This is a genomic window from Pseudomonas sp. WS 5411, assembly GCF_012985595.1.
GTDB lineage: Bacteria > Pseudomonadota > Gammaproteobacteria > Pseudomonadales > Pseudomonadaceae > Aquipseudomonas > Aquipseudomonas shahriarae.
Map to the genome: position 1 here is coordinate 203711 of NZ_JAARMC010000002.1, position 24971 is coordinate 228681.

22 protein-coding genes and 1 riboswitch are annotated in these 24971 nt (G+C 62.4%); of the genes, 9 read left to right on the top strand and 13 right to left on the bottom strand.

What is annotated here, in order from left to right; genetic code table 11:
• Positions 1–8: 8 nt before the first annotated feature.
• Genes HBR93_RS04795 through HBR93_RS04810 form a run of 4 tightly spaced genes read right to left on the bottom strand, consistent with a single transcriptional unit; the run spans position 9 to position 4079 of the window.
• Positions 9–530 carry a TIGR02281 family clan AA aspartic protease gene (locus tag HBR93_RS04795; protein WP_057437365.1) on the bottom strand — a complete coding sequence of 174 codons (522 nt, stop codon included), beginning with the start codon at positions 528–530 and terminating at the stop codon, positions 9–11.
• A complete protein-coding gene (locus HBR93_RS04800; protein ID WP_169959887.1) occupies positions 527–1522 on the bottom strand; it encodes an esterase-like activity of phytase family protein in 996 nt (331 codons plus the stop codon). Before HBR93_RS04800 ends, HBR93_RS04795 begins: the two co-directional genes overlap by 4 nt.
• On the bottom strand, positions 1522–3426 hold the full coding sequence (parE, locus tag HBR93_RS04805) for a DNA topoisomerase IV subunit B (RefSeq protein WP_057437361.1): 1905 nt from the start codon (positions 3424–3426) through the stop codon (positions 1522–1524). Before parE ends, HBR93_RS04800 begins: the two co-directional genes overlap by 1 nt.
• A gap of 44 nt (positions 3427–3470) precedes the next feature.
• Positions 3471–4079, bottom strand: coding sequence for a YqiA/YcfP family alpha/beta fold hydrolase (locus HBR93_RS04810; RefSeq protein ID WP_115127248.1), 609 nt, complete (start codon positions 4077–4079; stop codon positions 3471–3473).
• Positions 4080–4212: 133 nt separating this feature from the next.
• On the opposite strand from HBR93_RS04810, the gene HBR93_RS04815 reads away from it, so the two are divergent.
• From HBR93_RS04815 to HBR93_RS04825, 3 genes are all read left to right on the top strand, one after another.
• Positions 4213–5103 carry a LysR family transcriptional regulator gene (locus HBR93_RS04815; RefSeq protein WP_169959888.1) on the top strand — a complete coding sequence of 297 codons (891 nt, stop codon included), beginning with the start codon at positions 4213–4215 and terminating at the stop codon, positions 5101–5103.
• Positions 5104–5362: 259 nt separating this feature from the next.
• Positions 5363–6679: an MFS transporter gene (locus HBR93_RS04820; RefSeq protein ID WP_169959889.1), complete on the top strand. Its 1317-nt coding sequence runs from the start codon at positions 5363–5365 to the stop codon at positions 6677–6679.
• 71 nt (positions 6680–6750) lie between these two features.
• Positions 6751–7734, top strand: coding sequence for a M14 family metallopeptidase (locus tag HBR93_RS04825; RefSeq protein ID WP_169959890.1), 984 nt, complete (start codon positions 6751–6753; stop codon positions 7732–7734).
• Position 7735: 1 nt separating this feature from the next.
• On the opposite strand, the gene cpdA is transcribed toward HBR93_RS04825, so the two are convergent.
• From cpdA to HBR93_RS04840, 3 genes are all read right to left on the bottom strand, one after another.
• On the bottom strand, positions 7736–8551 hold the full coding sequence (cpdA, locus tag HBR93_RS04830) for a 3',5'-cyclic-AMP phosphodiesterase (RefSeq protein ID WP_115127244.1): 816 nt from the start codon (positions 8549–8551) through the stop codon (positions 7736–7738).
• Between the two features lie 98 nt (positions 8552–8649).
• Positions 8650–9099 carry a DUF1249 domain-containing protein gene (locus HBR93_RS04835; protein ID WP_057437343.1) on the bottom strand — a complete coding sequence of 150 codons (450 nt, stop codon included), beginning with the start codon at positions 9097–9099 and terminating at the stop codon, positions 8650–8652.
• A complete protein-coding gene (locus HBR93_RS04840; protein ID WP_169959891.1) occupies positions 9090–9707 on the bottom strand; it encodes an NUDIX domain-containing protein in 618 nt (205 codons plus the stop codon). Before HBR93_RS04840 ends, HBR93_RS04835 begins: the two co-directional genes overlap by 10 nt.
• Before the next feature lie 202 nt (positions 9708–9909).
• Between HBR93_RS04840 and HBR93_RS04845 the strand changes: the two genes are divergently transcribed.
• Entirely contained in the window at positions 9910–10656 is a 747-nt protein-coding gene (locus HBR93_RS04845; protein WP_057437337.1) for an RsiV family protein, read from the top strand.
• On the opposite strand, the gene cytX is transcribed toward HBR93_RS04845, so the two are convergent.
• A complete protein-coding gene (gene cytX, locus HBR93_RS04850; RefSeq protein WP_115127243.1) occupies positions 10625–11914 on the bottom strand; it encodes a putative hydroxymethylpyrimidine transporter CytX in 1290 nt (429 codons plus the stop codon). The two genes, HBR93_RS04845 and cytX, sit on opposite strands and share 32 nt — an antisense overlap.
• 135 nt (positions 11915–12049) lie before the next feature.
• Positions 12050–13939 carry a phosphomethylpyrimidine synthase ThiC gene (thiC, locus tag HBR93_RS04855; RefSeq protein WP_057437335.1) on the bottom strand — a complete coding sequence of 630 codons (1890 nt, stop codon included), beginning with the start codon at positions 13937–13939 and terminating at the stop codon, positions 12050–12052.
• A 150-nt stretch (positions 13940–14089) separates the two neighbouring features.
• Positions 14090–14195: riboswitch (TPP riboswitch) on the bottom strand.
• 196 nt (positions 14196–14391) lie between these two features.
• On the opposite strand from thiC, the gene HBR93_RS04860 reads away from it, so the two are divergent.
• Positions 14392–15828, top strand: a complete 1437-nt coding sequence (locus HBR93_RS04860; RefSeq protein ID WP_169959892.1) for a TolC family outer membrane protein — start codon at positions 14392–14394, stop codon at positions 15826–15828.
• 985 nt (positions 15829–16813) lie between these two features.
• On the opposite strand, the gene waaA is transcribed toward HBR93_RS04860, so the two are convergent.
• Together waaA and HBR93_RS04870 are read right to left on the bottom strand one after the other, a co-directional pair.
• A complete protein-coding gene (gene waaA / locus HBR93_RS04865) occupies positions 16814–18091 on the bottom strand; it encodes a lipid IV(A) 3-deoxy-D-manno-octulosonic acid transferase (RefSeq protein ID WP_115127241.1) in 1278 nt (425 codons plus the stop codon).
• Between the two features lie 23 nt (positions 18092–18114).
• Positions 18115–19005, bottom strand: coding sequence for a LysR family transcriptional regulator (locus tag HBR93_RS04870; protein ID WP_057958130.1), 891 nt, complete (start codon positions 19003–19005; stop codon positions 18115–18117).
• A 103-nt stretch (positions 19006–19108) separates the two neighbouring features.
• On the opposite strand from HBR93_RS04870, the gene HBR93_RS04875 reads away from it, so the two are divergent.
• The 4 genes from HBR93_RS04875 (at position 19109) to HBR93_RS04890 (ending at position 22521) form a co-directional block, all read left to right on the top strand.
• On the top strand, positions 19109–19444 hold the full coding sequence (locus tag HBR93_RS04875; protein WP_057437331.1) for a multidrug efflux SMR transporter: 336 nt from the start codon (positions 19109–19111) through the stop codon (positions 19442–19444).
• 85 nt (positions 19445–19529) lie between these two features.
• Positions 19530–20705 carry an FAD-dependent oxidoreductase gene (locus tag HBR93_RS04880; protein ID WP_169959893.1) on the top strand — a complete coding sequence of 392 codons (1176 nt, stop codon included), beginning with the start codon at positions 19530–19532 and terminating at the stop codon, positions 20703–20705.
• On the top strand, positions 20702–21514 hold the full coding sequence (locus HBR93_RS04885; protein WP_115127239.1) for an aldo/keto reductase: 813 nt from the start codon (positions 20702–20704) through the stop codon (positions 21512–21514). Before HBR93_RS04880 ends, HBR93_RS04885 begins: the two co-directional genes overlap by 4 nt.
• A 41-nt stretch (positions 21515–21555) precedes the next feature.
• Positions 21556–22521 (top strand): hypothetical protein, encoded by a 966-nt coding sequence (locus HBR93_RS04890; RefSeq protein WP_057437325.1) that lies wholly within the window; start codon positions 21556–21558, stop codon positions 22519–22521.
• A gap of 27 nt (positions 22522–22548) precedes the next feature.
• On the opposite strand, the gene HBR93_RS04895 is transcribed toward HBR93_RS04890, so the two are convergent.
• Positions 22549–23478, bottom strand: a complete 930-nt coding sequence (locus HBR93_RS04895; protein ID WP_057437323.1) for an NAD-dependent epimerase/dehydratase family protein — start codon at positions 23476–23478, stop codon at positions 22549–22551.
• A 10-nt stretch (positions 23479–23488) separates the two neighbouring features.
• Positions 23489–24925, bottom strand: coding sequence for a bifunctional D-glycero-beta-D-manno-heptose-7-phosphate kinase/D-glycero-beta-D-manno-heptose 1-phosphate adenylyltransferase HldE (gene hldE, locus HBR93_RS04900; protein WP_115129349.1), 1437 nt, complete (start codon positions 24923–24925; stop codon positions 23489–23491).
• Positions 24926–24971: the final 46 nt, after the last annotated feature.

Sequence of the window (24971 nt, forward strand, 5' to 3'; positions counted from 1 at the left end):
GGGCCTCATCATTGTCTGGTCTGGCGTAGCAGCAAGGTGCCGCCACGCTGGGTAAATTCAAGTTGTTTCAATGCGCTCATGCCCAACAGCACTTGCTCGCCACCCAGCCCCGGCGCCACCAGGGCGCGCACGTCCTGCAGGACGATATCGCCCAACTGCAGGCGGTCGAGGTGGGTGCGATAGCCCTGGCTGCGGCCGTTGGCGGTGCTCAAGGTCACCGGCAAACCGCGCTTGAGCCCCAGGCGTTCGGCCAACTCGGCCGGCACCGCCACATCGGTGGCGCCGGTATCGAGCATGAAATCCACCGGCTGGCCGTTGATCTGGCCAGTGGCGACGAAATGCCCCTGGCCGTTGCCGACCAGTTTCACTTCGATATAACCCTCGTGTTGCTGTGAGGTGACCACGGCATTGGGGTTTTCCTGCCGCGCCTCCCATTGCCCGAAAAACCGCGTGGCCAGAAACAGTCCGGCCCCCCAGGCCACGAACATCAACACCCGCCCGGCACGCTTGCCCGGTGGTTGCGCACTCAAGGCTGGGCGCTCCAGCCACCGGCCGGGGCGGCAAAACGATAGACCATCGGGCGTTTTTCAGCATCGGCCCGAGCGCCGAAATTATTGTCGATGCCAATCCAGGCGCCGTCGGCGTCAATCAACAGGGCTTCCGCCAGGCCGTAGCTCTGGGAGTAACGTCGATTTGGCACCAGGGCCTCATCGGCATACGACCAACACAACTCGACCTTGGCCGTCACGCTGTCGCGCCGGCAGATCTGGAACGCGTTGCGCTCCAGGGTAAACAGCTTGCCGTTGAACAACGCCAGGTCGGCAAAGTCCTTGGACACCGCCTTGGCCCCCGGAAACTGCGCCGGTTGCATTTCCTGGCCGGCTTCGCTCAACAGTACGCATGGGCCATCACAATCCCAAACGCTTTGCCCGCGCTTGATCGAGATCAGCCCGCGCCGCTCACGCTCGGCTGCCAGCCAGATCTGGTTGCCCTCGGGGTTGACCGCCAAGCCCTCAAACAGGGCATTGAAGTGCAACAACAGGCCACTGGCCCGCGCCTCGCGGACCATGCCAGGGGCAATCTTCAGCCACTCGGGATCACCGCTTGCCGGCACCCGCAGCACGGCCGCATGGGCTTCGCTGACGATATAGCGATTACCCGCGGCGTCACAGCTGATGCCTTCAAAATCCAGGTCGCCGCCGCGAATCACCGACGCCGCCGTGGTGCGTGCGCGCAAGCCCCAGGGCAGGCCAGACTCGGGCACCGGCGGCACGTTGATCGTTACCGCCTCGGCCTGCCAGGTGTCGGCGCGGGTATCGAGGCGGTAGATCTGGTCGTCGTCGCGGTCAGAGACCGTCCACAAGTCCTTGCCACACAAGGCCAGGCCCGACAGGTTGCCGCCGCGTATGCCGTCTACCGGGTGTTCGGACAACAACTTGAGCTCGGCCGCAGGTTGGGCAACCACTGAGGTAGCTGCCAACCCGCTCAACAACAGTATCGCCAGGGCGAAACCGCTGCGCATCAGCCCAATACCTCGGCCAGGTTGCCTTTGGACTCCAGCCAGGCCTTGCGGTCGCCGGCGCGCTTCTTGGCCAGCAACATGTCCATCATTTCCGAAGTGGCGGCATAGTCTTCGAGGGTCAACTGCACCAGGCGCCGGGTGTTCGGGTCCATGGTGGTTTCGCGCAGTTGCGGCGGGTTCATTTCACCCAGGCCCTTGAATCGGGTGACTTGTGGCTTGCCGCGCTTCTTCTCGGCCACCAGGCGGTCGAGGATGCCGTCGCGTTCAGCCTCGTCCAGGGCGTAGAAGATTTCTTTGCCCAGGTCGATGCGGTACAGCGGCGGCATGGCCACGTAGACGTGACCGGCATCCACCAGCGGGCGGAAATGCTGGACGAACAGTGCGCAGAGCAACGTGGCAATGTGCAGACCATCGGAGTCGGCGTCGGCCAGGATGCAGATCTTGCCGTAGCGCAACTGGCTCATGTCCTCGGCGCCTGGATCGACGCCAATGGCCACGGCGATGTTGTGCACTTCCTGGCTGGCCAGGACTTCGCTGCCATCGACTTCCCAGGTATTAAGGATCTTGCCGCGCAACGGCAGGATCGCCTGGAATTCCTTGTCCCGCGCCTGTTTGGCCGAACCACCGGCGGAATCACCTTCGACCAGGAACAGTTCGGAGCGCATCGGGTCCTGGCCGGCGCAGTCCGCCAACTTGCCGGGCAATGCCGGGCCCTGGGTAATGCGCTTGCGCTCGACCTTTTTGCTGGCCTTGAGGCGACGGCCGGCGTTGTTGATCGCCAGCTCCGCCAGGGCCAGGCCCAGTTCCGGGTGCTCGTTGAGCCACAGGCTGAACGCATCCTTGACCACGCCCGAGACAAACGCCGCGGCCTCGCGGGACGACAGGCGTTCCTTGGTCTGGCCGGAGAATTGCGGCTCCTGCATTTTCATCGACAGCACAAAGGCGATGCGTTCCCAGACGTCTTCCGGCGCCAGCTTCACACCGCGCGGCAACAGGCTGCGGTATTCGCAGAATTCGCGCATGGCATCCAGCAAGCCCTGGCGCAGACCGTTGACGTGGGTACCGCCCTGGGCGGTGGGGATCAGGTTGACGTAGCTTTCCTGGACGCTGTCGCCACCTTCAGGCAGCCACAGCAAGGCCCAGTCCACGGCCTCCTTGTTACCTGCCAGGCTGCCGCAGAACGGCTCGTTGGGCAGGCGCTCGAACTCGCTGACCGAGTCTTCGAGGTAGGAACGCAGGCCGTCTTCGTAGTGCCACTCGACCTTCTCGCCAGTGCCTTTGTCTTCAAAACTGACCAGCAAGCCCGGGCACAGCACGGCCTTGGCCTTGAGTACGTGCTTGAGGCGGCTGATGGAGAATTTCGGGGAATCGAAGTACTTCGGGTCCGGCGCGAAGTACACGCTGGTCCCGGTATTGCGCTTGCCGACCGTGCCGACCACTTCCAGCTCGGTGGCCTTGTAGCCATCGGCGAAGGTCATCTGGTATTCGTTGCCGTCGCGCTTGACCTTGACCCGCACCTGCGTGGACAAGGCGTTGACCACGGAAATACCCACACCGTGCAAGCCGCCGGAAAACTGGTAGTTCTTGTTGGAGAACTTGCCGCCCGCGTGCAGCTTGGTGAGGATCAGCTCGACACCCGACACGCCCTCTTCCGGGTGGATGTCCACCGGCATGCCGCGCCCGTCGTCGGACACTTCCAGGGAATGGTCGGCGTGCAGGATGACCTGGACCGACTTGGCATGCCCGGCCAAGGCTTCGTCGACGCTGTTGTCGATGACTTCCTGGGCAAGGTGGTTCGGCCGACTGGTGTCGGTGTACATGCCGGGGCGTTTGCGCACCGGGTCGAGGCCCGAGAGGACTTCGATGGCGTCGGCGTTATAAGAGCTAGCGCTGGGAGTGGCCATGGGGTCTCGTCGTGAGTCGTTCGATTAAAAAGTAACCTGCGGTTTCACAATGCGGTGAAATCGAAGGATTGGTACTGATCTGCGCCAATGCCGGCAAAACTCAACAACGCCGGCAACTGTCGGCCAAAGCCCTGGTAACCGTGGTCGCCGCCAGCCTGGATACGCAAGGCACAGGCCCGGTAATACTGCTCGGCGAGGCGATAATCCAGTGTTTCGTCCCCGGTCTGCAACCACACCTGATAGCGCTGGGCATCCTGGGGCGCTGCAACCTCAAGCTCAGCCAGGGCCGCGACGTGATCGTGGGTCAGTTCCCAGGTTTCATCGGTGTAGAGGTTCTTCTGGGTGCCCAGGTAACCGTCGAACATGCGATGGGGGCTGACCGCCGGGTTGACCAACAGCGCCTTGAGGCCATGGCGTTCGGCAAGATGGGTTGCATAGTAGCCGCCGAGTGAGCTGCCGACCAGCAGCGGCCGCCCCAGCTCGCCGATCGCCTGCTCCAGCTGGGCCATCGCCTGGCGTGGGTGATGATGCAAGGCCGGCACCCGCAGTTGGTCGGCCAGACCGAGACTGTCCATCACGCCCATCAGCAAGCTGGCCTTGGTCGAGGCCGGCGCACTGTTGAAACCGTGGATATACAAGATCGAAGCGGACATGCAGGGCTCTCCGTGCGTTATCAGCCAAAGGGGCGCAGTTTACAGGGAACGCGGGGGTTGTGGGTGCAGCCCATCGCCGCTGGCGGTACTATCGGTGGCGCCGCGTTGATGAGCCGCCAGGCAGGAAAACCGCATGCAACTAGAATGGCTTGAGGATTTTATCGAACTGGCCCGCACCCGCAGCCTGTCGCGGGCCGCCGAAAATCGCTGTGTCACGCACCCGGCGTTCGGCCGACGTATCCGCGCCCTGGAAGAATGGGTCGGTACACCCTTGATCGAGCGCAAACAGCCCCTGTCACTGACGCCTTGCGGCGTGCTGTTCCTGGACGCCGCGACACAATCATTGCAACTGCTGACCACTGTCAGGGCGCAATTCAAAGGCACCACCCTGAGCCGCGACGAGCCTGTGCGCATCGCCACCGGCCGGACCCTGGCCAGCGATTTTTTCCCCGACTGGTACGAGTCATTGCACCAGCGCCTGGGCAATTTTGCGGTGTCATTGGTCACCAGCGGGGCGCAAGAAGCGATCAGCAAGCTGTCCGCCGGCGAGGTCGACCTGCTGTTGAGCTTTTCCAGCCCATTGACCCAGACCCTGCTGGGCGCGGAGCGTTGCGACTCCCGGGTACTGGCCAATGAGGTACTGTTGCCGGTCAGTGCGCCGGACGCCAATGGCCTGCCGCGCCAGCAGATCTGCACCGCGCCCTGCGCCATGAGCATCCCCTGGCTGGCCTTTTCTCCGTCCCTGGCACTGCGCGGCGTACTGGCCCAGCACCTTGAGCGGCTGCCACAGCACCTGGCGCTGCGCATGGTCTACCAAGCGGACTCTTATGACGCCATCCTGGAAATGGCCAAGCGTGGCAGAGGCCTGGCATGGCTGCCGCGCATGGTGGTCAAGGATGCGCTGGCCTCGGGCGAGTTGCTGATTGCAGGCGGCCCCGAGTTTCACGTCGCCTTCGACGTCTCGCTGCATCGCCTGCACGCCAACCAGAGCGAAATGGTCATGAAGATCTGGGAAGGTCTGTGAACCTGTCGTTGCGCCAACAGCGTTTGCGATCATAGCGCCAGGCATTGCATCAACTCCAAGATGCGTAAAACCCAATGCCTGTCGGCCCCGTGCCAAAACAGCTCAAACCTGTGCCGAAACGGCAATTGCTGTTCGTGCGCACTTGATTCAATTTCACCCGGGCTTTCACCCATAACAATTAATGCCTTCGATCTCGTCAGGCCGCGCTGCGGTTCGGCGAATCCGAATGCCAACTGTGAAACAGACCCGGTGCACACCCATGACAGTCCCATCATCCGTCTTATCATCGGCACAGGCTCCAACCCAGCGAGGTCCATGGAAGGAGATCGTCGCTGCCAGTGTCGGTAACGCCTTGGAGTTTTATGATTTGCTGATCTACGGCTATTTCGCGGTAGTGATCAGCAAACAGTTTTTCCCATCCGATAACGAAACCACCTCACTGCTGCTGGCCGTAGGCTCGTTTGGCATTTCCTTCCTGATGCGCCCCCTGGGCGCCATCGTGCTCGGCTCCTACACCGACAGGGCCGGGCGAAAGGCATCGTTAACGATGTCGATCATGATCATGCTGATCGGCACCGCAATGATTACCTTCGCCCCGACCTATGAGCAGATCGGCTTGGCAGCGCCGCTGTTGATCATCGTTGCGCGCATGCTCCAGGGCTTTTCTACGGGCGGTGAGTTTGGTGCGGCGACCGCATTCATGGTCGAGCACGCCGATGCCAAACGCCGTGGCTTCTTTGCCAGTTGGCAATTGTCGACCCAGGGCCTGGCGACCGTACTGGCCGCGGGGGTCAGTGCAATCCTCAGCTATGTGCTGTCGGATGTGCAGTTGAACGACTGGGGTTGGCGTGTGGCCTTCGGCTTCGGCCTGCTGATCGGGCCGGTGGGTTTCTACATTCGCACGCAAATCGATGAAACCCCGGACTTCAAGAAAACCGCCGCCAGCACAAAGGTGAAGACGCCGCTGCGCGATGTGTTGGTCAAAGGGCACGTCAGCCTGTTGCTGGCTATCGGCGTGGTGGCCGGGGCCACAGCATTCAACTATGTGCACAAACTGTACATGCCCATTTATGCCCTTAAACAACTGAACATCACCGCCACCTCTTCGTATCTCGGGGCGCTGATGACTGGCGTGACCCTGATGTTGATGGCCCCGGTATTTGGCGGCTTATCCGATCGCTACGGACGCTTTCGAGTACTGACAATCGCCTTGCTGCTTACCGGGTTTTCGTCCTATCCGATGTTCGCCCTGCTCAACGCCTTCCCCAGCTTTTCTACGCTGCTGACCGTGCAGGCGATTGTCGGGTTGTTGATCGCTGCCTGCCTGGGGCCCATCCCGGCGATGCTTGCCGATATTTTCCCAACCAGCATTCGCGGGACCGGCCTGGCGCTGAGCTACAACTTTTCCGTCACCCTGTTTGGTGGTTTTGCGCCCTTGATCGTGACCTGGATGATCGACGCCAGCGGCAGCAAGCTGGCCCCCAGCTTTTATGTCATGGCGACCATTCTGATCAGCGTACTGGCGATTATCTGCCTGGGCCGACGCATGCGCGGCACCCACCCCGCTGCCCATTAAACAAACCCTTCCTGCTTGTCGCGCGCCAAGCCCGCGCGGCAAGTGCACACCTCGGTCAGTCGGAGACTGAAATGAAAACCCTTGAGCAGGTTCGTGCAGCACTCAAACCCTACCCCGTGGAGGTCCAGTTCCCTGATCTGAGCCAATGGAAAACCGGTAACTGCGGGATCGACTACATCCACAGCTTCGACAGCGGCACGCCAGGGCCCCATGTGCTGATCATGGCACTGACCCATGGCAATGAAGTCAGCGGCGCAATCGCGGTGGACGCCCTGTTGCGTAGCGGGGTGCGCCCGCGCCAAGGGCGATTGTCACTGGGCTTTGCCAACATACAGGCCTATCAACGCTTCGACCCACAGGACATTGATGCGACCCGCTTTATTGACGAGGACATGAACCGCGTCTGGCTGCCATCAACCCTCGACGGCCCGCGCGACTCCGCCGAATTGCGCCGCGCCCGGGAGCTGCGCCCGCTGATCGACAGCGTCGATTTGCTGCTCGATATCCACTCAATGCACGAAGAATCACCGCCGCTGATGATGTGCGGTGCATGCGCCAAAGGCCTGGCGTTCGCCCAATCATTAGGCGTACCGGCAACCATCGTCGCAGACGCCGGCCACGCCAACGGCCGGCGCATGCGTGACTACGGCGGATTCGGCGATGCCGCCAGCCCCAAGAATGCGCTGCTGATCGAGACCGGCCAGCACTTTTCGAAAAGCAGTGAACGGGTCGCCCTCGACGTCGCGGCCCGCTTCCTGATTGCGACTCAGGCAGTCGTCGAGGCGGATGTATCGACGTTTCTCAGCCAGGAAAAACCTGCAGCCCAGCAATGTTTGCAAGTCACTGACCCAGTGATTGCCCACAGCATGGACTTCAGTTTCACCGATGACTTTCGTGGCCTGGAGCGGATCAGCCACGCGGGAACGGTGATCGCCCGGGATGCCCAGCGCGAAATCGTCACGCCGTATGACAACTGCGTGTTGATTCAGCCTTCGCTGCGGCATCTGGGGCAAGGCGTTACGGTGGTGAGGTTAGCGCGGGACCACCGTCAATAGATCAGTAGCCATTGCTGGCGTAATCGACGGTGAAGGCAAACCCCTGGACCCGCTCTACGCCTGTTTCCAAGCGTCCATCGGCATGCAAACGCAGCCAGCGATAGCCAGGGGCCTGTTCGCTGACGTTGAAATCCTCACTGCCCGGGGTGAACTGGATACAGGTCGACGGCGACGCCAGCAGGCGCACGCCATGGCGTTCGCGGTCGATTTCCTGGTGCACATGCCCCCACAGCACCGCCCGTACCTGGGGAAACCGGTCGAGGACAGCGAACAGCGCCTCAGGGTTACGCAGGCCAATCGGCTCCATCCAGGCACAGCCGATAGGCACGGGGTGATGATGGAAGCACACCAGGTGATGGCGGCCCGGTGCTTCGCTCAACGCCTGGGCCAAGAGCTGCAGTTGCACATCCGCCAGATAACCCGGCACCGAGCCCGGCACGGCGGAGTCCAGCATAATGACCCGCCAGTTGCCCACATCCACCACCGGCTCCAGCAACGCACTGCCCATGGTGGCCTCGGCCATGACCTGCGGCTCATCGTGGTTGCCCGGGATCCAGCGCGCCGGGGCCCCGACCTGCTGGCTCAGTTCGCGAAACAGCTGGTAGGACGCAAGCGTGCCGTCCTGGGACAGGTCGCCGGTGGCCAGCAGCAAATCAATCTGCGGCTGCTGGGCGCGGACCAGGTCAATCACCCGCTGCAGGCTGTCACGGGTGTTCATGCCCAGCAGCGTACCGTCGGCCTCGGCAAACAGGTGGCTGTCAGACAGTTGCACCAGCAACGCCGGCGCATCAGGGTTCACGATGGATACGCTCGGCAAGGCGTTCTCCCAGGGCGATCACGAAAAATGGACAATGGGCGCAATTATGCTGGGGCAGGATACAAAGAGGAAACCCGTGAAGCAGACGCAGTTCACATCTACCGCACGACTTCAAACTCATGGCCCAACGCCAGGCAATGGCTCAACCACTCGCCGAGGAACACATTGAGCTGGGCTTTCTCATCGGGCTGGTGCATGAACACATTGGGGTAAGGATAGATGCTGCGAAAGCGCCGTGCATGTTCGGCGCTGACCACTTCGGCCATCTGTGCATCGTGATACACCTGCACTTCCAGCTGCGGCACCGGCAGCCACGGCAGGCTGTGCTCCTGGCGCACCCGCAGGGTGCTGGTGTACGGGCAGGTGAGGATCACTTCCAGGTTCAACACGCCGAGCATCTGGTCGCCGTGGGTCACGGCGATCCGGCGCGCTTCGGGCGCGTGGCGCATGTCCGGCAACAGGCGCATCAGCCGCGCGTAGTTGGCCTCGCAAGCGGCTTGCAAGCCGATCAGATCAACCCGGTAGCGTTCCCGTACCTTTACTGCCATAGCCCCCTCACTTCCGCGCGATTAAGCGCAAGCCATTGCAGGGCGATAATGCTGGCTGCGTTGGAAATTTTACCGTCGCGTACCGCTTGCAGGGCATCTTCAAAAGCCCAGACGGTGACACGGATATCTTCTGCCTCCTCGGCCAGGCCATGGATACCGCCGGCACCGGCACTGTCGCAACGCCCCAAAAACAGGTGGACGAATTCGGTGCTGCCACCCGGCGAGGGGAAATATTTGGTGATCGGCCACAGCGCGGAGAAGGTCAGCCCAGCTTCCTCTTCGGCTTCGCGGTGTGCAACCTCCTCCGGTTGCTCGTCCTTGTCGATCAGGCCGGCCACCATTTCCACCAGCCAGGGGTTGTCGGTGCGCCCCATGGCGCCCACACGAAATTGCTCGATCAACACCACTTCATCGCACTGCGGGTCGTAGGGCAGTACACACACGGCATCGTGGCGTACAAAAATCTCACGGTTGATAACCGGGCTCATGCCGCCATCGAACAACTCGTGACGCAGTTGCACGCGATCGAGCTTGTAGAAGCCGCTGTAGGCATTGTCGCGCTGAACCTCTTCGAATCTGGTCGGCGTCGATTTCGCACTGTCGGTCATATCAACCCTCGTTTAATCCAGTGTGTGTCTTAGCATCGCGCCATCCTACAGCGCTCGCGCGCCTCGGTGCAGCCCCTTTGCGGTTGCCGGGACGGGCGGCGGCGGTCACACTCACTGTAATCAGCTTAGTGGCGAACTGACTGGGATGCCGATAGTCGAAGCCCCATATCTTTCGCTCTTCTCCGCTTTATGAAGGACGCCCATGTCGCTGTTAAAAGTCGCCTCCGTGGCCTGTATTGCCCTGACGCTCGGTGCTTGCCAGAGCCTGTTCCAACCCAGCTACCGTGCGCCGCTGGAAGCCACTCGCGATGCCTCCGAGGTGGTGCAACCCGGCTGCACCACTGCCGATTGCCCGCTGGTGAACATCGATACGGTGCATTTCGCCAGCGAGCCCAAGCTCGATGCGTTGATCGAGCAACGCCTGCTGGAAATGACCCGCACCACCCCCGGCGCCCCGGTGCCGGCGACCTTGAATGCCTATCGGGAAAAATTCCTGCGTGAGTCCGGCCCGCGCAACAGCATGTATTTGCAGGCCAAGGTACGGGAGCAGCATGACGGCTTGGTGATCATCGAGCTGTCCAGCTACCTGGACACCGGCGGTGCCCACGGCGAACCCGGCCGTGGCTTCATCAACTACTCGCGCCAACAGCAAAAAAACCTGACCCTGGCGGACATGCTGCGCCCGGGCAAGGAAGACGCGTTCTGGAAAGCCGCCCAAGTGGCCCACAACAGCTGGTTGATCAGCACTCGCCTGAGCCTGGAGCCGGAGTACGTGAAAAGCTGGCCCTTCCAGAAAACCCCGAACGTGGCGCTGACCTACGGTGCCGTGGTGCTCAAGTACCCTACGACCACCATTGCGCCTTACGCCATGGGCCACGTCGAGTTGCAGATTCCTTACGCTCGCCTCGACGGCATCATCAAGCCTGAGCTGGTGCCCGTGCGCCGCTGAAAGCGCGCCCAAGGATAAATTGCAACAGCCCTGCCAGCGCCAGTGCCGGCAGGGTCGCGCCAATATCCGGGTACAGATTGGCCAGCAGATGATAGGTACTGATTCCTCCCAGCCAGGCCAGCAATGCCGGCCAGCGCAGGCTTGTAGCCAGGGCCTGGCCACGCCGGCGCAGGATGAAGTGGTCCACCAGCACCACGCCAAACAGCGGCGCGAATACCGAGCCGATCAACAGCAGGAAGTTCTGATACTGGGCCAAGGGCGCGAAACAGGCGATCAGCGTGCACACAAGCCCAATCGCCAGCGCCAGGTGCTCGACTTTCAGGCGCAATAGCATGCCGCTGGACACCGCCGCCGAGTGAATATCAGCGAAGGCGTTTTCTGATTCATCCAACAGAATCAGCAACAGCGGAATCCCCAGGCCAGCCCCGGCCAACGCCAGCAACAGCGCATTGACTTCGCCACTGGGCGCAAACGCCAGGGTGTAGGCCACGCCCAGGCTCATCAGCCAGAAATTACCGATAAAAAAGCCCAGGGCGGTGCCGCCGAACACACGGGTGGCGCGCTGGCCGAAGCGTGAGTAATCGGCAATCAGCGGCAGCCAGGACAACGGCATGGCAATGGCGATATCAAACCCGACGGCAAACGGCAGCGAACCATCGCCGGCCTGGGCCCACAGCGCGGCCAGGTCGGCCTTGGCGAACAGGTTCCAGGTCAGCCACAGGCACGCCGCCAGCAACAGCCAGATCCCCCACTTGCGCAGGATCTGCCGCACGAAGGTCAACGGGCCGCTGACCGCGAGCAACGTGGCGAGCCCACCGAAGAACACGGTCCAGAGCAACGGGCTGGCCCACAGGCTGCCGGCGCTGAAAGCCCGGGTACCCAGCAGGCTGGCGGCATCGCGCATGACAATAATCTCGAACGAGCCCCAGCCGATCAGTTGCAACAGGTTCAACAGCGCCGGCAGGCTCGCCCCCTTGGCGCCGAGGCTGAGCTTGAGGGCGGCCATGGACGACAGGCCGGTGTCACTGCCGATCACCCCGACGGCAGCCAGCAACAGCACGCCCACCAGGGTACCGAGCAAGATCGCCAACAACGACCCCGACAGGCCCAGCCCCGGCGCCAACAGTGCACCGGTTTGCAGGACCATCAGGCCGATGCCGAGGGAGAACCATAGGGAAAACAGATCGCGGGCGCCGAAGACTCTTTTATCGGCAGGCACCGCGATGTCAGGGGAATAGGTGCTGGGTTGAATGCTCAAGGGGGTTATCTCAGAGGGACATGATCGTTCCCACGCTCTGCGTGGGAATGCCGCTTTGGACGCTCCGCGTCCGCTTTGTGACGCGCAGCGTCACGGGATGCATTCCCACGCGGAGCGTGGGAACGATCATTGGGGTCAGACCTTTTTGTAGAGCTGACTGCCTTCCTGCTTGAACCGCTCCGCCTGCTCGGCCAAGCCCTTGGCCACATCCACGTCCACCGCCTCGATGCGCTGGTTGGCCGCGTACTCGCGCACTTCCTGGGTGATTTTCATCGAGCAGAATTTCGGCCCGCACATCGAGCAGAAATGCGCGACCTTGGCCGAGTCCTTGGGCAGGGTTTCATCGTGATAGGAACGTGCGGTGTCCGGGTCCAGGCCGAGGTTGAACTGATCTTCCCAGCGGAACTCGAACCGCGCCTTGCTCAAGGCGTTGTCGCGGATCTGCGCGCCCGGATGACCTTTTGCCAAGTCGGCCGCGTGGGCCGCAATCTTGTAGGTGATGATCCCGGTCTTCACGTCATCCTTGTTCGGCAGGCCCAGGTGTTCCTTGGGCGTGACGTAGCAGAGCATGGCGCAACCGAACCAGCCGATCATCGCCGCGCCGATGCCCGAGGTGATGTGGTCGTAGCCCGGTGCAATATCGGTGGTCAGCGGGCCCAGGGTGTAGAACGGCGCTTCGTCACAGCACTCCAGCTGCTTGTCCATGTTTTCCTTGATCAACTGCATCGGCACATGGCCAGGGCCTTCGATCATGGTTTGCACATCGTGTTTCCAGGCGATCTTCGTCAACTCGCCGAGGGTTTCCAGCTCGCCGAACTGCGCCGCATCGTTGGCGTCGGCAATCGAACCTGGCCGCAGGCCATCGCCGAGGGAGAAGCTGACATCGTAGGCCTTCATGATTTCGCAGATTTCATCGAAATGCGTGTAGGTGAAGTTCTCTTTATGGTGCGCCAGGCACCACTTGGCCATGATCGAGCCGCCCCGGGACACAATGCCGGTGACGCGCTTGGCGGTCAGCGGTACATAGCGCAGCAACACGCCGGCGTGGATGGTGAAGTAGTCGACGCCCTGCTCGGCCTGTTCGATCAAGGTGTCGCGGAACAGCTCCCAGGTCAGGTCTTCGGCGGCGCCGCCGACTTTTTCCAGGGCCTGGTAGATCGGCACGGTACCGATCGGCACCGGCGAGTTGCGGATGATCCACTCGCGGGTTTCGTGGATGTGCTTGCCGGTGGACAGGTCCATCACCGTGTCCGAGCCCCAGCGAATACCCCAGGTGAGTTTCGCCACTTCTTCTTCGATGGACGAACCCAGGGCGCTGTTGCCGATATTGCCGTTGACCTTCACCAGGAAGTTACGGCCGATGATCATCGGCTCCAGTTCGGTGTGGTTGATGTTGGCCGGGATGATGGCGCGGCCACGGGCGATTTCTTCGCGCACAAATTCCGGGGTGATGATTTTCGGCACGCTGGCCCCGAAGCTGTGCCCGGCGTGTTGCTGGTCGAGCAGGCCAGTGGCGCGAGCCTCTTCAAGCTTCATGTTTTCGCGGATGGCGACGTATTCCATCTCGGCGGTGATGATGCCTTTGCGCGCGTAATGCATCTGGGTCACGTTGGCCCCGGCCTTGGCGCGGCGCGGGTTTTTCACGTGGGCAAAACGCAGGGCGGTCAGCTCGGCGTCGCTCAGGCGCTGCTGGCCGAAGTGCGAACTGAGGCCCGCCAGGCGCTCGGTGTCGCCACGGGATTCGATCCACGGCGAACGCACATCGCCCAGGCCTTTGCGCACGTCGATGATGATGTTCGGGTCGGTATACGGCCCGGAGGTGTCGTAGACCACCACTGGCGCATTGATTTCGCCGCCGAAGTCGGTGGGGGTCACGTCCAGGCTGACTTCACGCATCGGCACGCGGATATCCGGGCGAGTGCCCTGCACATAGACTTTTTGCGAGCGGGTAAACGGCTGCACGGATCCGGAATCGACCTTGGCCGACTCACTCAAATGCACGGTGTTTTTTAGTTTTGTACTCATCACGGGCTCTCCAGACACATCCAGGCAGTGGATTTTTGTCGGAGTGAACCTGTGGCGGACGGACGCACTGGAACCAGTGCTGTGCTTGGCGCACGAGGGCTGTTCGATTGTCGAACAACATCCCGGACGAAGCACAAGAGGACTCGCCGGGTGACGAGAAATCTTGTTCCCTACGCAGGCGCTAACCTGATCAGGTTCAACGGGATCCGGTATTTACCGATCTCAGCCTCATAGCAAGGCACCCCGACAAGAACGCGGCCAGTCTAGACCATGGAGCAGGCAAATTGCCAATAGCGGTGCATTCAGCGTGATGAATGGCGCAATTACAGGATTGTTGTGCCGGGGTACGGCCACTACACTCGGCTCCTGCCTCAGCGGCTTGACGCTATGGATTGCTCGTCGTAGCCTTGAACGCTAAATTATTGTCGTAATATTTATCTAGGGATCGCCTCATGCTGCGCAAACTTTCACTGGCTCTTGCCGTGTCTTGTGCGACCAATGGAATGGTCTGGGCAGCAGAAGCGCCCTTGTCGACCAAAACCGACCTGGTCAGCGTCTACCAGGAAGCGGTGGACAACAACGCCGACCTGGCCGCCGCCCGCGCCCAATATGGCGCGCAAAAAGAAGTGGTGCCCCAGGCCCGTGCCGGCTTGCTGCCCAACCTTTCGGCCGGCGCCGACGTGAACAACGTACGCACCCAGATCGACACCCCGTCAGCCACCGCCAATCGCGATGCCCACACCTGGCGTGCGACCCTGAGCCAGCCACTGTTCCGTGCCGACCGCTGGTTCCAGTTGCAGGCGGCCGAAGCGGTCAATGAACAGGCCGCACTGCAGCTGTCGGCCACCGAGCAGGAACTGATCCTGCAAAGCGCGGAAAACTACTTTGCCGTGCTGCGCGCCCAGGACAACCTGGCCTCGACCAAGGCCGAAGAAGCCGCTTTCAAGCGCCAGCTGGACCAGTCCAACGAGCGTTTCGACGTGGGCCTGTCGGACAAGACCGACGTGCTGCAATCCCAGGCCAGCTACGACACCGCGCGGGCCAACCGGATCCTCGCCCAGCGCCAGGTGGATGACGCGTTTGAAGCGCTGATCACCCTGACCAACCGCCAGTACAACGCGATCCAGGGCATTGTCCACACCCTGCCCGTTTTGCCGCCAGCGCCGAATGACGCCAAGGCCTGGGTCGACACCGCCGGGCGGCAGAACCTGAACCTGCTGGCCAGCAACTATGCGGTCACCGCTGCCGAAGAAACCCTCAAGCAACGCAAGGCCGGCCACGCGCCGACCCTGGACGCGGTGGCGCAATACGAAAAAGGCGACAACGACGCCCTCGGTTTCAGCAACCCCAACCCACTCGGCACTTATCGTGGTGATGTCGAGCAACGCACCATCGGCCTGCGCCTGAATATCCCGCTGTACAGCGGCGGCCTCACCAGCTCCCAGGTGCGTGAATCCTATTCGCGCCTGGGCCAGACCGAACAGCAACGCGAAGGCCTGCGCCGCCAGGTGGTGGAAAACACCCGCAACCTGCACCGCGCGGTGAACACCGATGTGGAACAGGTACAGGCACGCCGCCAGTCGATCATCTCCAACCAGAGCGCAGTGGAAGCCACGGAAATCGGTTACCAGGTGGGCACACGCAATATCGTCGACGTGCTCGACGCCCAGCGCCAGCTGTACACCTCGGTGCGCAACTACAACAACAGCCGTTATGACTACATCCTCGACAACCTGCGCTTGAAGCAGGCGGCGGGGACGTTGAACCCGGGGGATCTGCAGGATCTGGCGCGGTACCTGAAGGCTGACTACAACCCGGACAAGGATTTCCTGCCGCCGGATCTGGCCAAGGCCGCAGCCGAACAACTGAAGGCCCGCCCCAACAATTGAGCCACGCCACAACACCCGTGTGAGAGTTGGCTGGTGTGGGAGTCGGGCTTGCCCGCGATACAGGCACCTCGGTTTATCTGCAATACCGAGGTGATGCTATCGCAGCATAGGTAACTACACGTTTCTTTAGTGATTCTTAGGTTTGTGTACATATCCGTTGCTGCGGCCATGGCCACTTAGGGTTCCGCCCTTACGGCGGCTCACTTTCGAAGAGCGCGAAAGTAACCAAAGCGCTCTTGCCCCACCACTCGGTGCCTCGCCCAGGCTCGGTGTGCCCGTCATCCGACATTGATTTGGGGGGCCGCCGCGATGGGCCATCCCTGGCCCAGCGCGGCTAAACCGGCGTCCTGCCGGTTTACCCCCCAAATCAATATCGGATGACGGCCAGCGTGGTTTAACGGGGCGCCTCAGATCAAAAGCAAAGCGAGGCGGCCTGACAGCCGACCTGATCTTCGAGGCGTGCGCGTGTACCTGTGGGAGCTGGCTTGCCTGCGATGGCGGTACATCAGCCAATACATTTATCGACTGATACACCGCCATCGCAGGCAAGCCAGCTCCCACAGGGGGGAATGCAGCTTCGCGCCCCGGCTTTGCTGTTGCTCTGATTTTGATCTGGCTTTTGATCTTGATCTCAGGCGCCCCGTTAAACCACGATGGCCGCAGGCAGGTATTGCGCAGTGGGCACCCCGGCAGGATGCCGGGGTAGCCGCGACACGGCCATGGATGGCCGATCGCGGCGGGCCCACGGAGCAATGCCTGACTGCGGGCATGCCGAGCCTAGGCGAGGCACCGAGTGGTGGGGCAAGAGCGCTTTGGTTACTTTCGCGCTCTTCGAAAGTGACCCGCCGTAAGGGCGGAACCAATAGCCGCCGTAACCGCAGCAACGGATATGTACACAACCCCAATAAGCACTAGAGAAAAGAGTTATGTAGATACCTATGGCTATCGCAAGCAAGCCAGCTCCCACATTTTTGACCGAGCGGGGTCAGGGTTTGATTAGTCTGTCCAAGCCATCGAGCAAACGCCTCAACGCGCCCTGATTAGCCTGCATCACCTTAAGCCCCGCCAGCGCCCGCTTGCGCGCATCCTGCGGTAGCTCGAACAGTTGCCGCACCACCTCGGCCAACCCCTCGGCATCATCCACTTCCTGCAACGCTCCGGCCTCGCGCATCATCGCGGCGATTTCGAGGAAGTTGAACAGGTGCGGGCCACTGATCACCGGTTTGGCCAGCGCCGCCGGCTCCAGCAGGTTGTGCCCGCCATTGGGCACCAGGCTGCCGCCGACAAAGGCGCTATCGGCCAAGGCGTAGAGAAACAGCAGTTCGCCCATGGTGTCGCCGAGCAATACCGAGGTGTCGGCACCGACCGGCGCGCCGCTGGAGCGCTGCACCGTAGCAAAACCCTGCTGTTGGCAAAGCTCCAGCACTGCGTTGAACCGCTCCGGGTGACGGGGCACCAGGATCAGCAGCGCGTTGGGGTAACTGGCCAGTAGTTGCTGATGGGCAGCCAGCACCACTTCATCTTCGCCCTCGTGGGTACTGGCGGCGATCCATACCGGGCGCTCGCTGGCCTGCCATTGCTCGCGCAACGCAGCGGCGCGCGCCAGCAGTTCGGGGTCGATGGTCAGGTCAAACTTGATCGAGCCGGTGACTTCGACTGTTTCCGGGCGCGCGCCCAGGCTGCGGAAGCGCTCGGCCTCGGTGGCGGTCTGCACGGCAAACAGGCTCATGTCTGCCAGCATTGGCGCAGTCAGCTTGGCGAAACGCCCATAACCCTTGGCCGAACGTGCCGACAGCCGCGCATTGGCCAAGGCCACGGGGATCCCGCGCTTGGCACATTGATGAATATGGTTGGGCCACAATTCGGTTTCCATGATGACCGCAAGCCTGGGCTGCACCCGGTCCAGAAAACGCTTGGCGGCACACGGTAAATCGTAAGGCAGGTAGCAATGCTGGATGCGCGGTTCATCGGCGAAAAGCGCCTGGATCCGCTCGGAACCGGTGGGCGTCATGCAGGTGACGGTGATCGGCAACTGTGGATGCCGCTCCAGCAAACCGCGGATCATCGGCGCGGCGGCGATGCTCTCGCCCACCGACACCGCGTGCACCCATATCCCGCCGGGCTTGAGTAACGGCAAGCCGTAGGAAAAGCGCTCGCTGACGCGCTTGGCGTAGGCCGGCGCCTTGCGGGCCCGTAGCCATAGACGTAAGGCCACCAACGGCAGCGCCAGGTAAAACAGACAGCTATAGAGAGTTCTATTCATGGCGGCGGAGTTTATCGGCTTTTTCAGCCGATCGCCTGCAAACACGCGGTAAAACGTTCGGCCAGAAAGCGCGCCGCCGGGCCCAGGGGCTCATCGCGCCGCCATACCAATTCCACCACCAGGGCCGGCGGCGTCCACTCGCTGTCCAACTCGACCATCTGCCCCTGATACGTCGGGTACTGCACCACATGCCGGGGCAACCAGGCCCAGCCCAGGCCGCGCACCAACCATTCGGCCAGCACGTAGAAACTGTCGGCGCGCCATACCTGGGGGCTGGCCGCCTCGCTGCCGGGGTAGACGCTGGTCTGGGTCGACATCAGCAATTGGCGAAACTGCGCCAAACGCTGGCAATCGACAAACCCACCCCTGGCCAGCGGGTGCCCGACGCCACACACCGTGACCATTTCCACACTGCCGACCACCCGCCGTTCAAGGGCCTCAGGGATCTGATCGTGGTAGAACAGCAACCCCAGGTCGGCCTTGCGCTCCACCAACTTGCGAGCGACATCGCCCTGGGCCGTGCTGGACAACTGCACCTCCAGGCTGGGAAATTTACCGGCCAGCGCCTCAAGGCTGTCGAGTACCGGCTGATACAGCATGGCTTCGTCCTGGGCCAGACGCAGCCGCGCTTCTTCGCCGCGCATCAGGGACAGGGCGCGGCCGTTGAGGCGCTCACACTGGCGCAGCACTTCCCGGGCTTCCTCCAGCAATACCGTGCCGGCCTCGGTCAGGCGTGGCTGGCGACCGCTGCTGCGATCAAACAGGCTCACGCCCAGGTCGGCCTCCAGCAGGGCAATGCCATTGCTCACCGCCGATTGCGCCTTGCGCTGGTCCCGTGCCACCGCCGAGAACGAACGCTGCTCGGCGACGCTGACAAACAGGCGCATCTGCTCCAGATTCCACTGCACGCTCATCGGCTCAACCCATCTTTAATTCGGATAGGTAATGACTTTACCCCATCTGCGGATTCTCTAGAATGCCGGCCTTATTACACGCCCCAATTCCGAGGAACACCCCATGAACGCCGCCTACTACTACCTGGCCATTGCCATCTGCTCGGAAGTGATCGCCACCGTTTCCATGAAAGCGATCAAGGGCTGGAGCACGCCAATCCCCCTGCTGCTGGTGATCGTCGGCTATGGCGTCGCATTCTGGATGCTGACCCTGGTGGTGCGCACCGTGCCCGTGGGCGTGGCCTACGCGGTGTGGGCGGGGCTGGGGATCGTCATGGTCAGCATCGCGGCGCTGTTTATCTATGGGCAAAAACTCGATCTGCCGGCGATGCTGGGGATGGGCATGATTGTGCTGGGGGTGGTGGTGATTCAGTTGTTTTCGAAAACCGCGGGCCACTGACCTTCTACAGTTGTTGATCCTGGGCAAAGATCCCGCTGTCGAGTCTGTATACTTGGCCTCTTGTTCTGAACACTGAGGTCGCCCCATGCCATCCGTTATTTCCACCGACGTCCTGATTGTCGGCGCCGGGGTTGCCGGCCTCTGGCTCAATGCGCGCCTGCGCAGCCAGGGGTTCTCCACGATTGTGGTGGAGAACGCGACCTTGGGTGGCGGGCAGAGCGTGAAGTCCCAGGGGATCATTCACGGTGGTGCGAAGTACGCCCTGCATGGCGCCCTGACCGGCGCCTCCGAAGCCATTGCCGATATGCCGCGACGCTGGCGGGAAGCGCTGGCGGGTACTGGCGAGCTGGACCTGACGGGCGTGCGCCTGCTGTCCCAGGCCCATTACCTGTGGTCGCCGGGCACCCTGGCCGGCAACCTCACCAGCTTCTTCGCCAGCAAGGCGGTGCGTGGCCGCGTCGATCAGGTCAAGGGCGACGATTTGCCGCCGGCCCTGCAAGACCGCCGCTTCAAGGGCAAGGTCTATCGCCTGGCCGAACTGGTGGTGGACGTGCCGAGCCTGATCGAGCGCCTGGCACAATTGGCCGGCGACGGCCTGCTCGCCGGGCAACAGATCGAACCGCTGCTGGAAGGTGGCATCCTCGTTGGCCTGAAAGTCGATGGCCGGGCGATCCGCGCCCAGCGCATCGTGCTGAGTGCCGGCGGCGGCACCGCCGAGCTGCTGACGGCCCTGGGCCTGAGCCAGCCGGCCATGCAAAAACGCCCGCTGCATATGATCATCGCCAAGGGCCCCGGCCTCAAACCTCTGTACGCGCACTGCCTGGGTGGCGGCACCAAGCCACGGATCACCATCACCACCCACCCGGCCGCCGATGGCCATTGGGTGTGGTACATGGGCGGTGATATTGCCGAGACCGAAGGTGTGCACCGCACGCCCGCCGAGCAGATCGCCACGGCGCAAAAGGAGCTGGCGCACCTGCTGCCATGGATCGACATGAGCCAGACCCAATGGGCGACCCTGCGGGTAGACCGCGCCGAGCCCCTGCAAACGGGCCTGACCCGGCCGGACAACGCGTTCCTCGCCGAACAGGGCCGCTTGCTGGTGGGCTGGCCGACCAAGCTGGCCCTGGCGCCGGACTTCGCCGACCGGGTGCTCGGCGCCCTGCAACGTGACGGCATCCAGCCAACGCCAAGCACACCGCTGCCCGAACTGCCGCGCCCGGCCATCGCCCAACCTGCCTGGGAGCAATTGTTGCCATGAGCCTACCGACCCTGCATGACCTCCATCGCCCCCTGGGCAGCACCGGCCTGCTGGTGTCGCCACTGGGCCTGGGCACCGTGAAGCTGGGGCGCGACCAGGGGGTGAAGTACCCCAATGGTTTCCAGATCCCCAATGATGAAGAAGCGCGCATGTTGCTGCGCCAGGCCCGCGAGCTGGGGATCAACCTGATCGACACCGCACCCGCCTACGGCCATAGCGAAGAGCGCCTGGGGCCGTTGCTGCGAGGCCAGCGCCAGGACTGGGTGATTGTCAGCAAGGTCGGCGAAGAGTTTGCCGACGGCGTGTCCCATCACGATTTCAGTGCCGCCCACACCCGGTTGTCCGTGGAGCGCAGCTTGAAACGCCTGGAAACGGATTTTATCGACCTGGTGCTGGTGCATTCCGACGGCAACGACTTGCATATCCTAAACGACTGCGAGGTGTACCAGACTCTGGCGGAGCTTAAGCGCGAGGGCAAGATTCGCGGTTTCGGCTTCTCCGGCAAAACCGTCGAAGGCGGGGTGAAGGCTCTGGAACAAGGCGATTGCGCCATGGTCACCTACAATCTGAGCGAGCAAAACGAAAAAGCCGTGATTGATTATGCCGCCGCCCATGGCAAAGGCATCCTGGTGAAAAAGGCTCTGGCCAGTGGCCATGCCTGCCTTGAGCCGGGAGTGGATCCAATTCACGCCAGTTTCACCTTGTTGTTTGCGCAAACGGGCGTGGCCAGTGCTATTGTCGGGACCATCAACCCGCTGCACCTTGCCCATAATGTGGCAACCGCTGCCAAGATCATTCGCCAATCCTGATGCCGCCGACGCGGCCGACCCCGACGCAAGAAGGAGCCGACATGCCGCGAACGCTCATAAGAAAAAACCCCAGCAACTTCAAAACACTGCCGCTGTACGTCGAAGCCACCCCCGAAGGCCTGAGCTACCAGAGCGTGGGCATGCCGCTCAACTTTGCCCAGACCCTGCAGCGGCGCAAGCCAGTGGACGTGGCAGACGCCGAACGCTTTGCCCTGGAACTGGCCAACCTCGGGGTGTCGGTGCGCCTGACGCTGCACTGGCAAAACCGCGATTACTGGGTGTTGGTGCGCCAGCGCCGGCAGGACCGTGGCGATGTGGTGCTCAAGCTGATTTCCGGCTACGTGCCAGCCCATGAACTGAACCTGCCGCTGCACACCGCTATCCAGGAAATCGCCGAGGAATGCCTGCTGGAGACCCCGGAGGGCTGGCTCGGCGGACGTTTCAATGACACTTGGCTGCCGGCGCCCTACTCCAGCGCCCTGCACTACCGCGAGGCCTTGCCGTTTCGCCTGTCGCCGCTGTCCGGCGCCGCCCGCCCGGTGCGCTGCGCCAGCATGCAGTTGATCGAACGCCCGCGGGCCTATGTGCACCTGCCCACGGCCTCACTGCAATTGATCTATGACCTGCGCCTGGAAGTGCCCAAGGAAGCCAAGTCCCTGAGCCTGTTCCATGTGGACGAACGCCTGGAGGGCGACCAACTGGTGGCGCGCCTGGACCGCCAGCGCCCGGATTTGTACCTGATGCCCCTGAAGGACGGCCAGCCGTGTGCCGAGCTGTATACCCTGAAGAAGGATCAACTGATCCCGGCGAGCACCCGTGGTTTGTACCTGGCGGAGAGTTTTGCCCAGCAGGAGGGCTGGTTGGTGCGCGATGAGCGGATCCGCTGGAAGGACTGGCTCAGGCAACAGGGCCTGAGCGCGCCGGAGAAGGAATCGAAGTTGAAGCAATTGACCGGGCGGGCCAGGCAGATCTTGCGCAAGATGGTGCCGAAGAAGGCGGGTCGCTGAAGCAGCCCCGCCTGTGGCGAGCGGTACCTACTGGTTGAGTAGTCGCTCCAGACCAACCTTCAGCGGCGTCGGCTCAGGCAATGTGAAGCTTGCCGCCAAGCGCTGGTTGTTGGCTCTGGAGTGCCGGATATCACCCGAGCGCGGCTCTGTGTAGCTGACAGCCGGCAACGAGCCGATGATTTCCGACAGCGCCTGCAGCAACTGCTTGAGGGTGGTGGTGTGGTTCCAGCCGACATTGATCGCGCCCAGGGGGGCATCCGCCATTTCCACGGCTTGCACCAGCACCGCAACCAGATCCCCGACGTACATGAAGTCACGGGTTTGCTCACCGTCGCCGAATACGGCAATCGGCAGGCCTTTTTGCGCGCGCTCGCTGAAGATGCTGATCACCCCGGAATACGGCGATGACGGATCCTGGCGCGGGCCAAAAATATTGAAGAAGCGGAAAATCACCGGCTCCAGGCCATGCTGGCGGCGATAGAAGTCAAAGTAGTGCTCGCTGGCCAGCTTGTCCGAGGCATATGGCGTCAACGGTGCCTTGGCGGTTTGCTCGTCGATCGAGTCGCCTTCGCCGTTATTGCCATACACCGCCGCACTGGAGGCAAACACCACGCGCTTGACCCCAGCCTGGCGCATGGCCTCGCAGACATTCAGGCTGCCCACGAAGTTGCTCTGGTGCGTACTGACCGGGTCATCCACCGACGCCTGCACCGAAGCAACCGCCGCCAGATGCACCACCGCCGTCGCCCCCACCGCTGCGCGGGCGACCAGTGCGGCATCGGCCACATCGCCTTCGAGCAGTTGCAGGCGCGGGTTATCCAATGGCAGGTTACTGCGCTTGCCGGTGGACAGGTTATCCAGCACGCGCACCGCATAGCCCTTGGCTAGCAGTGCATCGACCAGATTGGAGCCGATAAAACCAGCGCCGCCGGTAATCAGTACGAGAGCATCAGACATAGCGGTAAACCTATCGGGCGGCATCGTTGGTTTGACGAATTTTATCGACAATCGCGGTGGTCGAGCTGTTCTCCACCAATCCCAGGACTTTGACCTTGCCGCCATAGGCATTGACGATATCGGCACCGACCACCTGGTCGACCGAGTAATCCCCGCCCTTGACCAATACATCTGGCTTGACCTGGGCCAACAGGTTTTCCGGGGTGCCCTCGGAGAAGCTGATCACCCAGTCCACCGCGCCTAACCCAGCCAGCACCGCCATGCGCCGATCCACGCTGTTGATCGGCCGGCCAGGGCCTTTGAGGCGACTGACCGAAGCATCGTCGTTGATCGCCACGATCAGGCGATCACCCTGGGCGCGAGCCTGCTCCAGGTAAGTCACATGGCCAGCATGCAGGATGTCGAAGCAACCGTTGGTGAAGACAATGCTTTCGTTATGGGCGCGGGCATCGTCAATCGCCAGCAGCAACTGCTCAAGGCTCAACACGCCACGCTCCGAACCTTCCTCACGCTGGATCGCGCGACGCAGTTCCGGGGCGCTGATGGACGCCGTACCCAGTTTGCCGACCACGATGCTCGCCGCCAGGTTGGCCAGGGCCACCGCGTGGGGCAACTCCTCGCCGGCGGCGATCGCCGCCGCCAGGGTGGAGATAACGGTGTCGCCGGCGCCGGTGACGTCGAACACTTCCCGCGCTCGCGCAGGCAGGTGCATGGCCGGGTGACCGGGGCGCAGCAGGGTCATGCCGTGTTCACCACGGGTCACCAGCAACGCGCCGAGGTCGAGGTCGGCCATCAGGCTTGCGCCTTTGCTCACCAAGTCGTGCTCATCGACGCAGCCGCCGACGATGGTTTCAAATTCGCTGAGATTCGGCGTGATCAGGCTGGCGCCCCGGTAGACCGAGAAGTCCTTGCCCTTGGGGTCGGCCAGCACCGGGATGCCCCGGGCCTTGGCAGCCTGGATCAGCACCTGGTGGTTTTTCAGTGCGCCTTTGCCGTAGTCCGACAGCACCAGCACCTTGATGCCTTCGAGCAACGCGTCGACCTGGTCACTGAGGGCCAGGGCGTCGGTGGCAAAGGGTTCTTCAAAGTCGATACGCAGCAATTGCTGGTGACGGCTCATGACCCGCAACTTGACGATGGTCGGTTGGTGGGCAATGCGCTGGAACAGCGCACGCACGCCAGCGCCGCGCAGGCTGTTGGTCAGGCTGTCGGCGGCTTCGTCGTCGCCGGTCACGCCGACCAGGGAGGCCGGGGCGCCGAGCGCGGCGATGTTAAGGGCAACGTTGGCAGCGCCCCCTGGACGGTCTTCGATTTGCTCGACCTTGACTACCGGTACCGGTGCCTCAGGGGAAATCCGTGAGGTACCGCCATGCCAGTAACGGTCGAGCATGACATCGCCGACCACCAAGACAGGGGCTTGATCGAATCGCGGCATGGACAACTTCATGGAGCAACCCACATACAAAATGAACAGGGGCGCGATATTAGCACAG

Excerpts from the sequence above, each read along its gene's own strand:
- HBR93_RS04825 (WP_169959890.1), top strand. The coding sequence starts at position 6,751 with ATGAAAACCCTTGAGCAGGTTCGTGCAGCACTCAAACCCTACCCCGTG.
- HBR93_RS04880 (WP_169959893.1), top strand. The coding sequence starts at position 19,530 with ATGCCATCCGTTATTTCCACCGACGTCCTGATTGTCGGCGCCGGGGTT.
- HBR93_RS04870 (WP_057958130.1), bottom strand. The coding sequence starts at position 19,005 with ATGAGCGTGCAGTGGAATCTGGAGCAGATGCGCCTGTTTGTCAGCGTC.
- HBR93_RS04810 (WP_115127248.1), bottom strand. The coding sequence starts at position 4,079 with ATGTCCGCTTCGATCTTGTATATCCACGGTTTCAACAGTGCGCCGGCC.
- HBR93_RS04840 (WP_169959891.1), bottom strand. The coding sequence starts at position 9,707 with ATGACCGACAGTGCGAAATCGACGCCGACCAGATTCGAAGAGGTTCAG.
- hldE (WP_115129349.1), bottom strand. The coding sequence starts at position 24,925 with ATGAAGTTGTCCATGCCGCGATTCGATCAAGCCCCTGTCTTGGTGGTC.
- HBR93_RS04890 (WP_057437325.1), top strand. The coding sequence starts at position 21,556 with ATGCCGCGAACGCTCATAAGAAAAAACCCCAGCAACTTCAAAACACTG.
- waaA (WP_115127241.1), bottom strand. The coding sequence starts at position 18,091 with ATGAATAGAACTCTCTATAGCTGTCTGTTTTACCTGGCGCTGCCGTTG.
- HBR93_RS04845 (WP_057437337.1), top strand. The coding sequence starts at position 9,910 with ATGTCGCTGTTAAAAGTCGCCTCCGTGGCCTGTATTGCCCTGACGCTC.
- thiC (WP_057437335.1), bottom strand. The coding sequence starts at position 13,939 with ATGAGTACAAAACTAAAAAACACCGTGCATTTGAGTGAGTCGGCCAAG.
- HBR93_RS04875 (WP_057437331.1), top strand. The coding sequence starts at position 19,109 with ATGAACGCCGCCTACTACTACCTGGCCATTGCCATCTGCTCGGAAGTG.
- HBR93_RS04860 (WP_169959892.1), top strand. The coding sequence starts at position 14,392 with ATGCTGCGCAAACTTTCACTGGCTCTTGCCGTGTCTTGTGCGACCAAT.
- HBR93_RS04885 (WP_115127239.1), top strand. The coding sequence starts at position 20,702 with ATGAGCCTACCGACCCTGCATGACCTCCATCGCCCCCTGGGCAGCACC.
- HBR93_RS04820 (WP_169959889.1), top strand. The coding sequence starts at position 5,363 with ATGACAGTCCCATCATCCGTCTTATCATCGGCACAGGCTCCAACCCAG.
- HBR93_RS04895 (WP_057437323.1), bottom strand. The coding sequence starts at position 23,478 with ATGTCTGATGCTCTCGTACTGATTACCGGCGGCGCTGGTTTTATCGGC.
- HBR93_RS04815 (WP_169959888.1), top strand. The coding sequence starts at position 4,213 with ATGCAACTAGAATGGCTTGAGGATTTTATCGAACTGGCCCGCACCCGC.
- HBR93_RS04800 (WP_169959887.1), bottom strand. The coding sequence starts at position 1,522 with ATGCGCAGCGGTTTCGCCCTGGCGATACTGTTGTTGAGCGGGTTGGCA.
- HBR93_RS04835 (WP_057437343.1), bottom strand. The coding sequence starts at position 9,099 with ATGGCAGTAAAGGTACGGGAACGCTACCGGGTTGATCTGATCGGCTTG.
- parE (WP_057437361.1), bottom strand. The coding sequence starts at position 3,426 with ATGGCCACTCCCAGCGCTAGCTCTTATAACGCCGACGCCATCGAAGTC.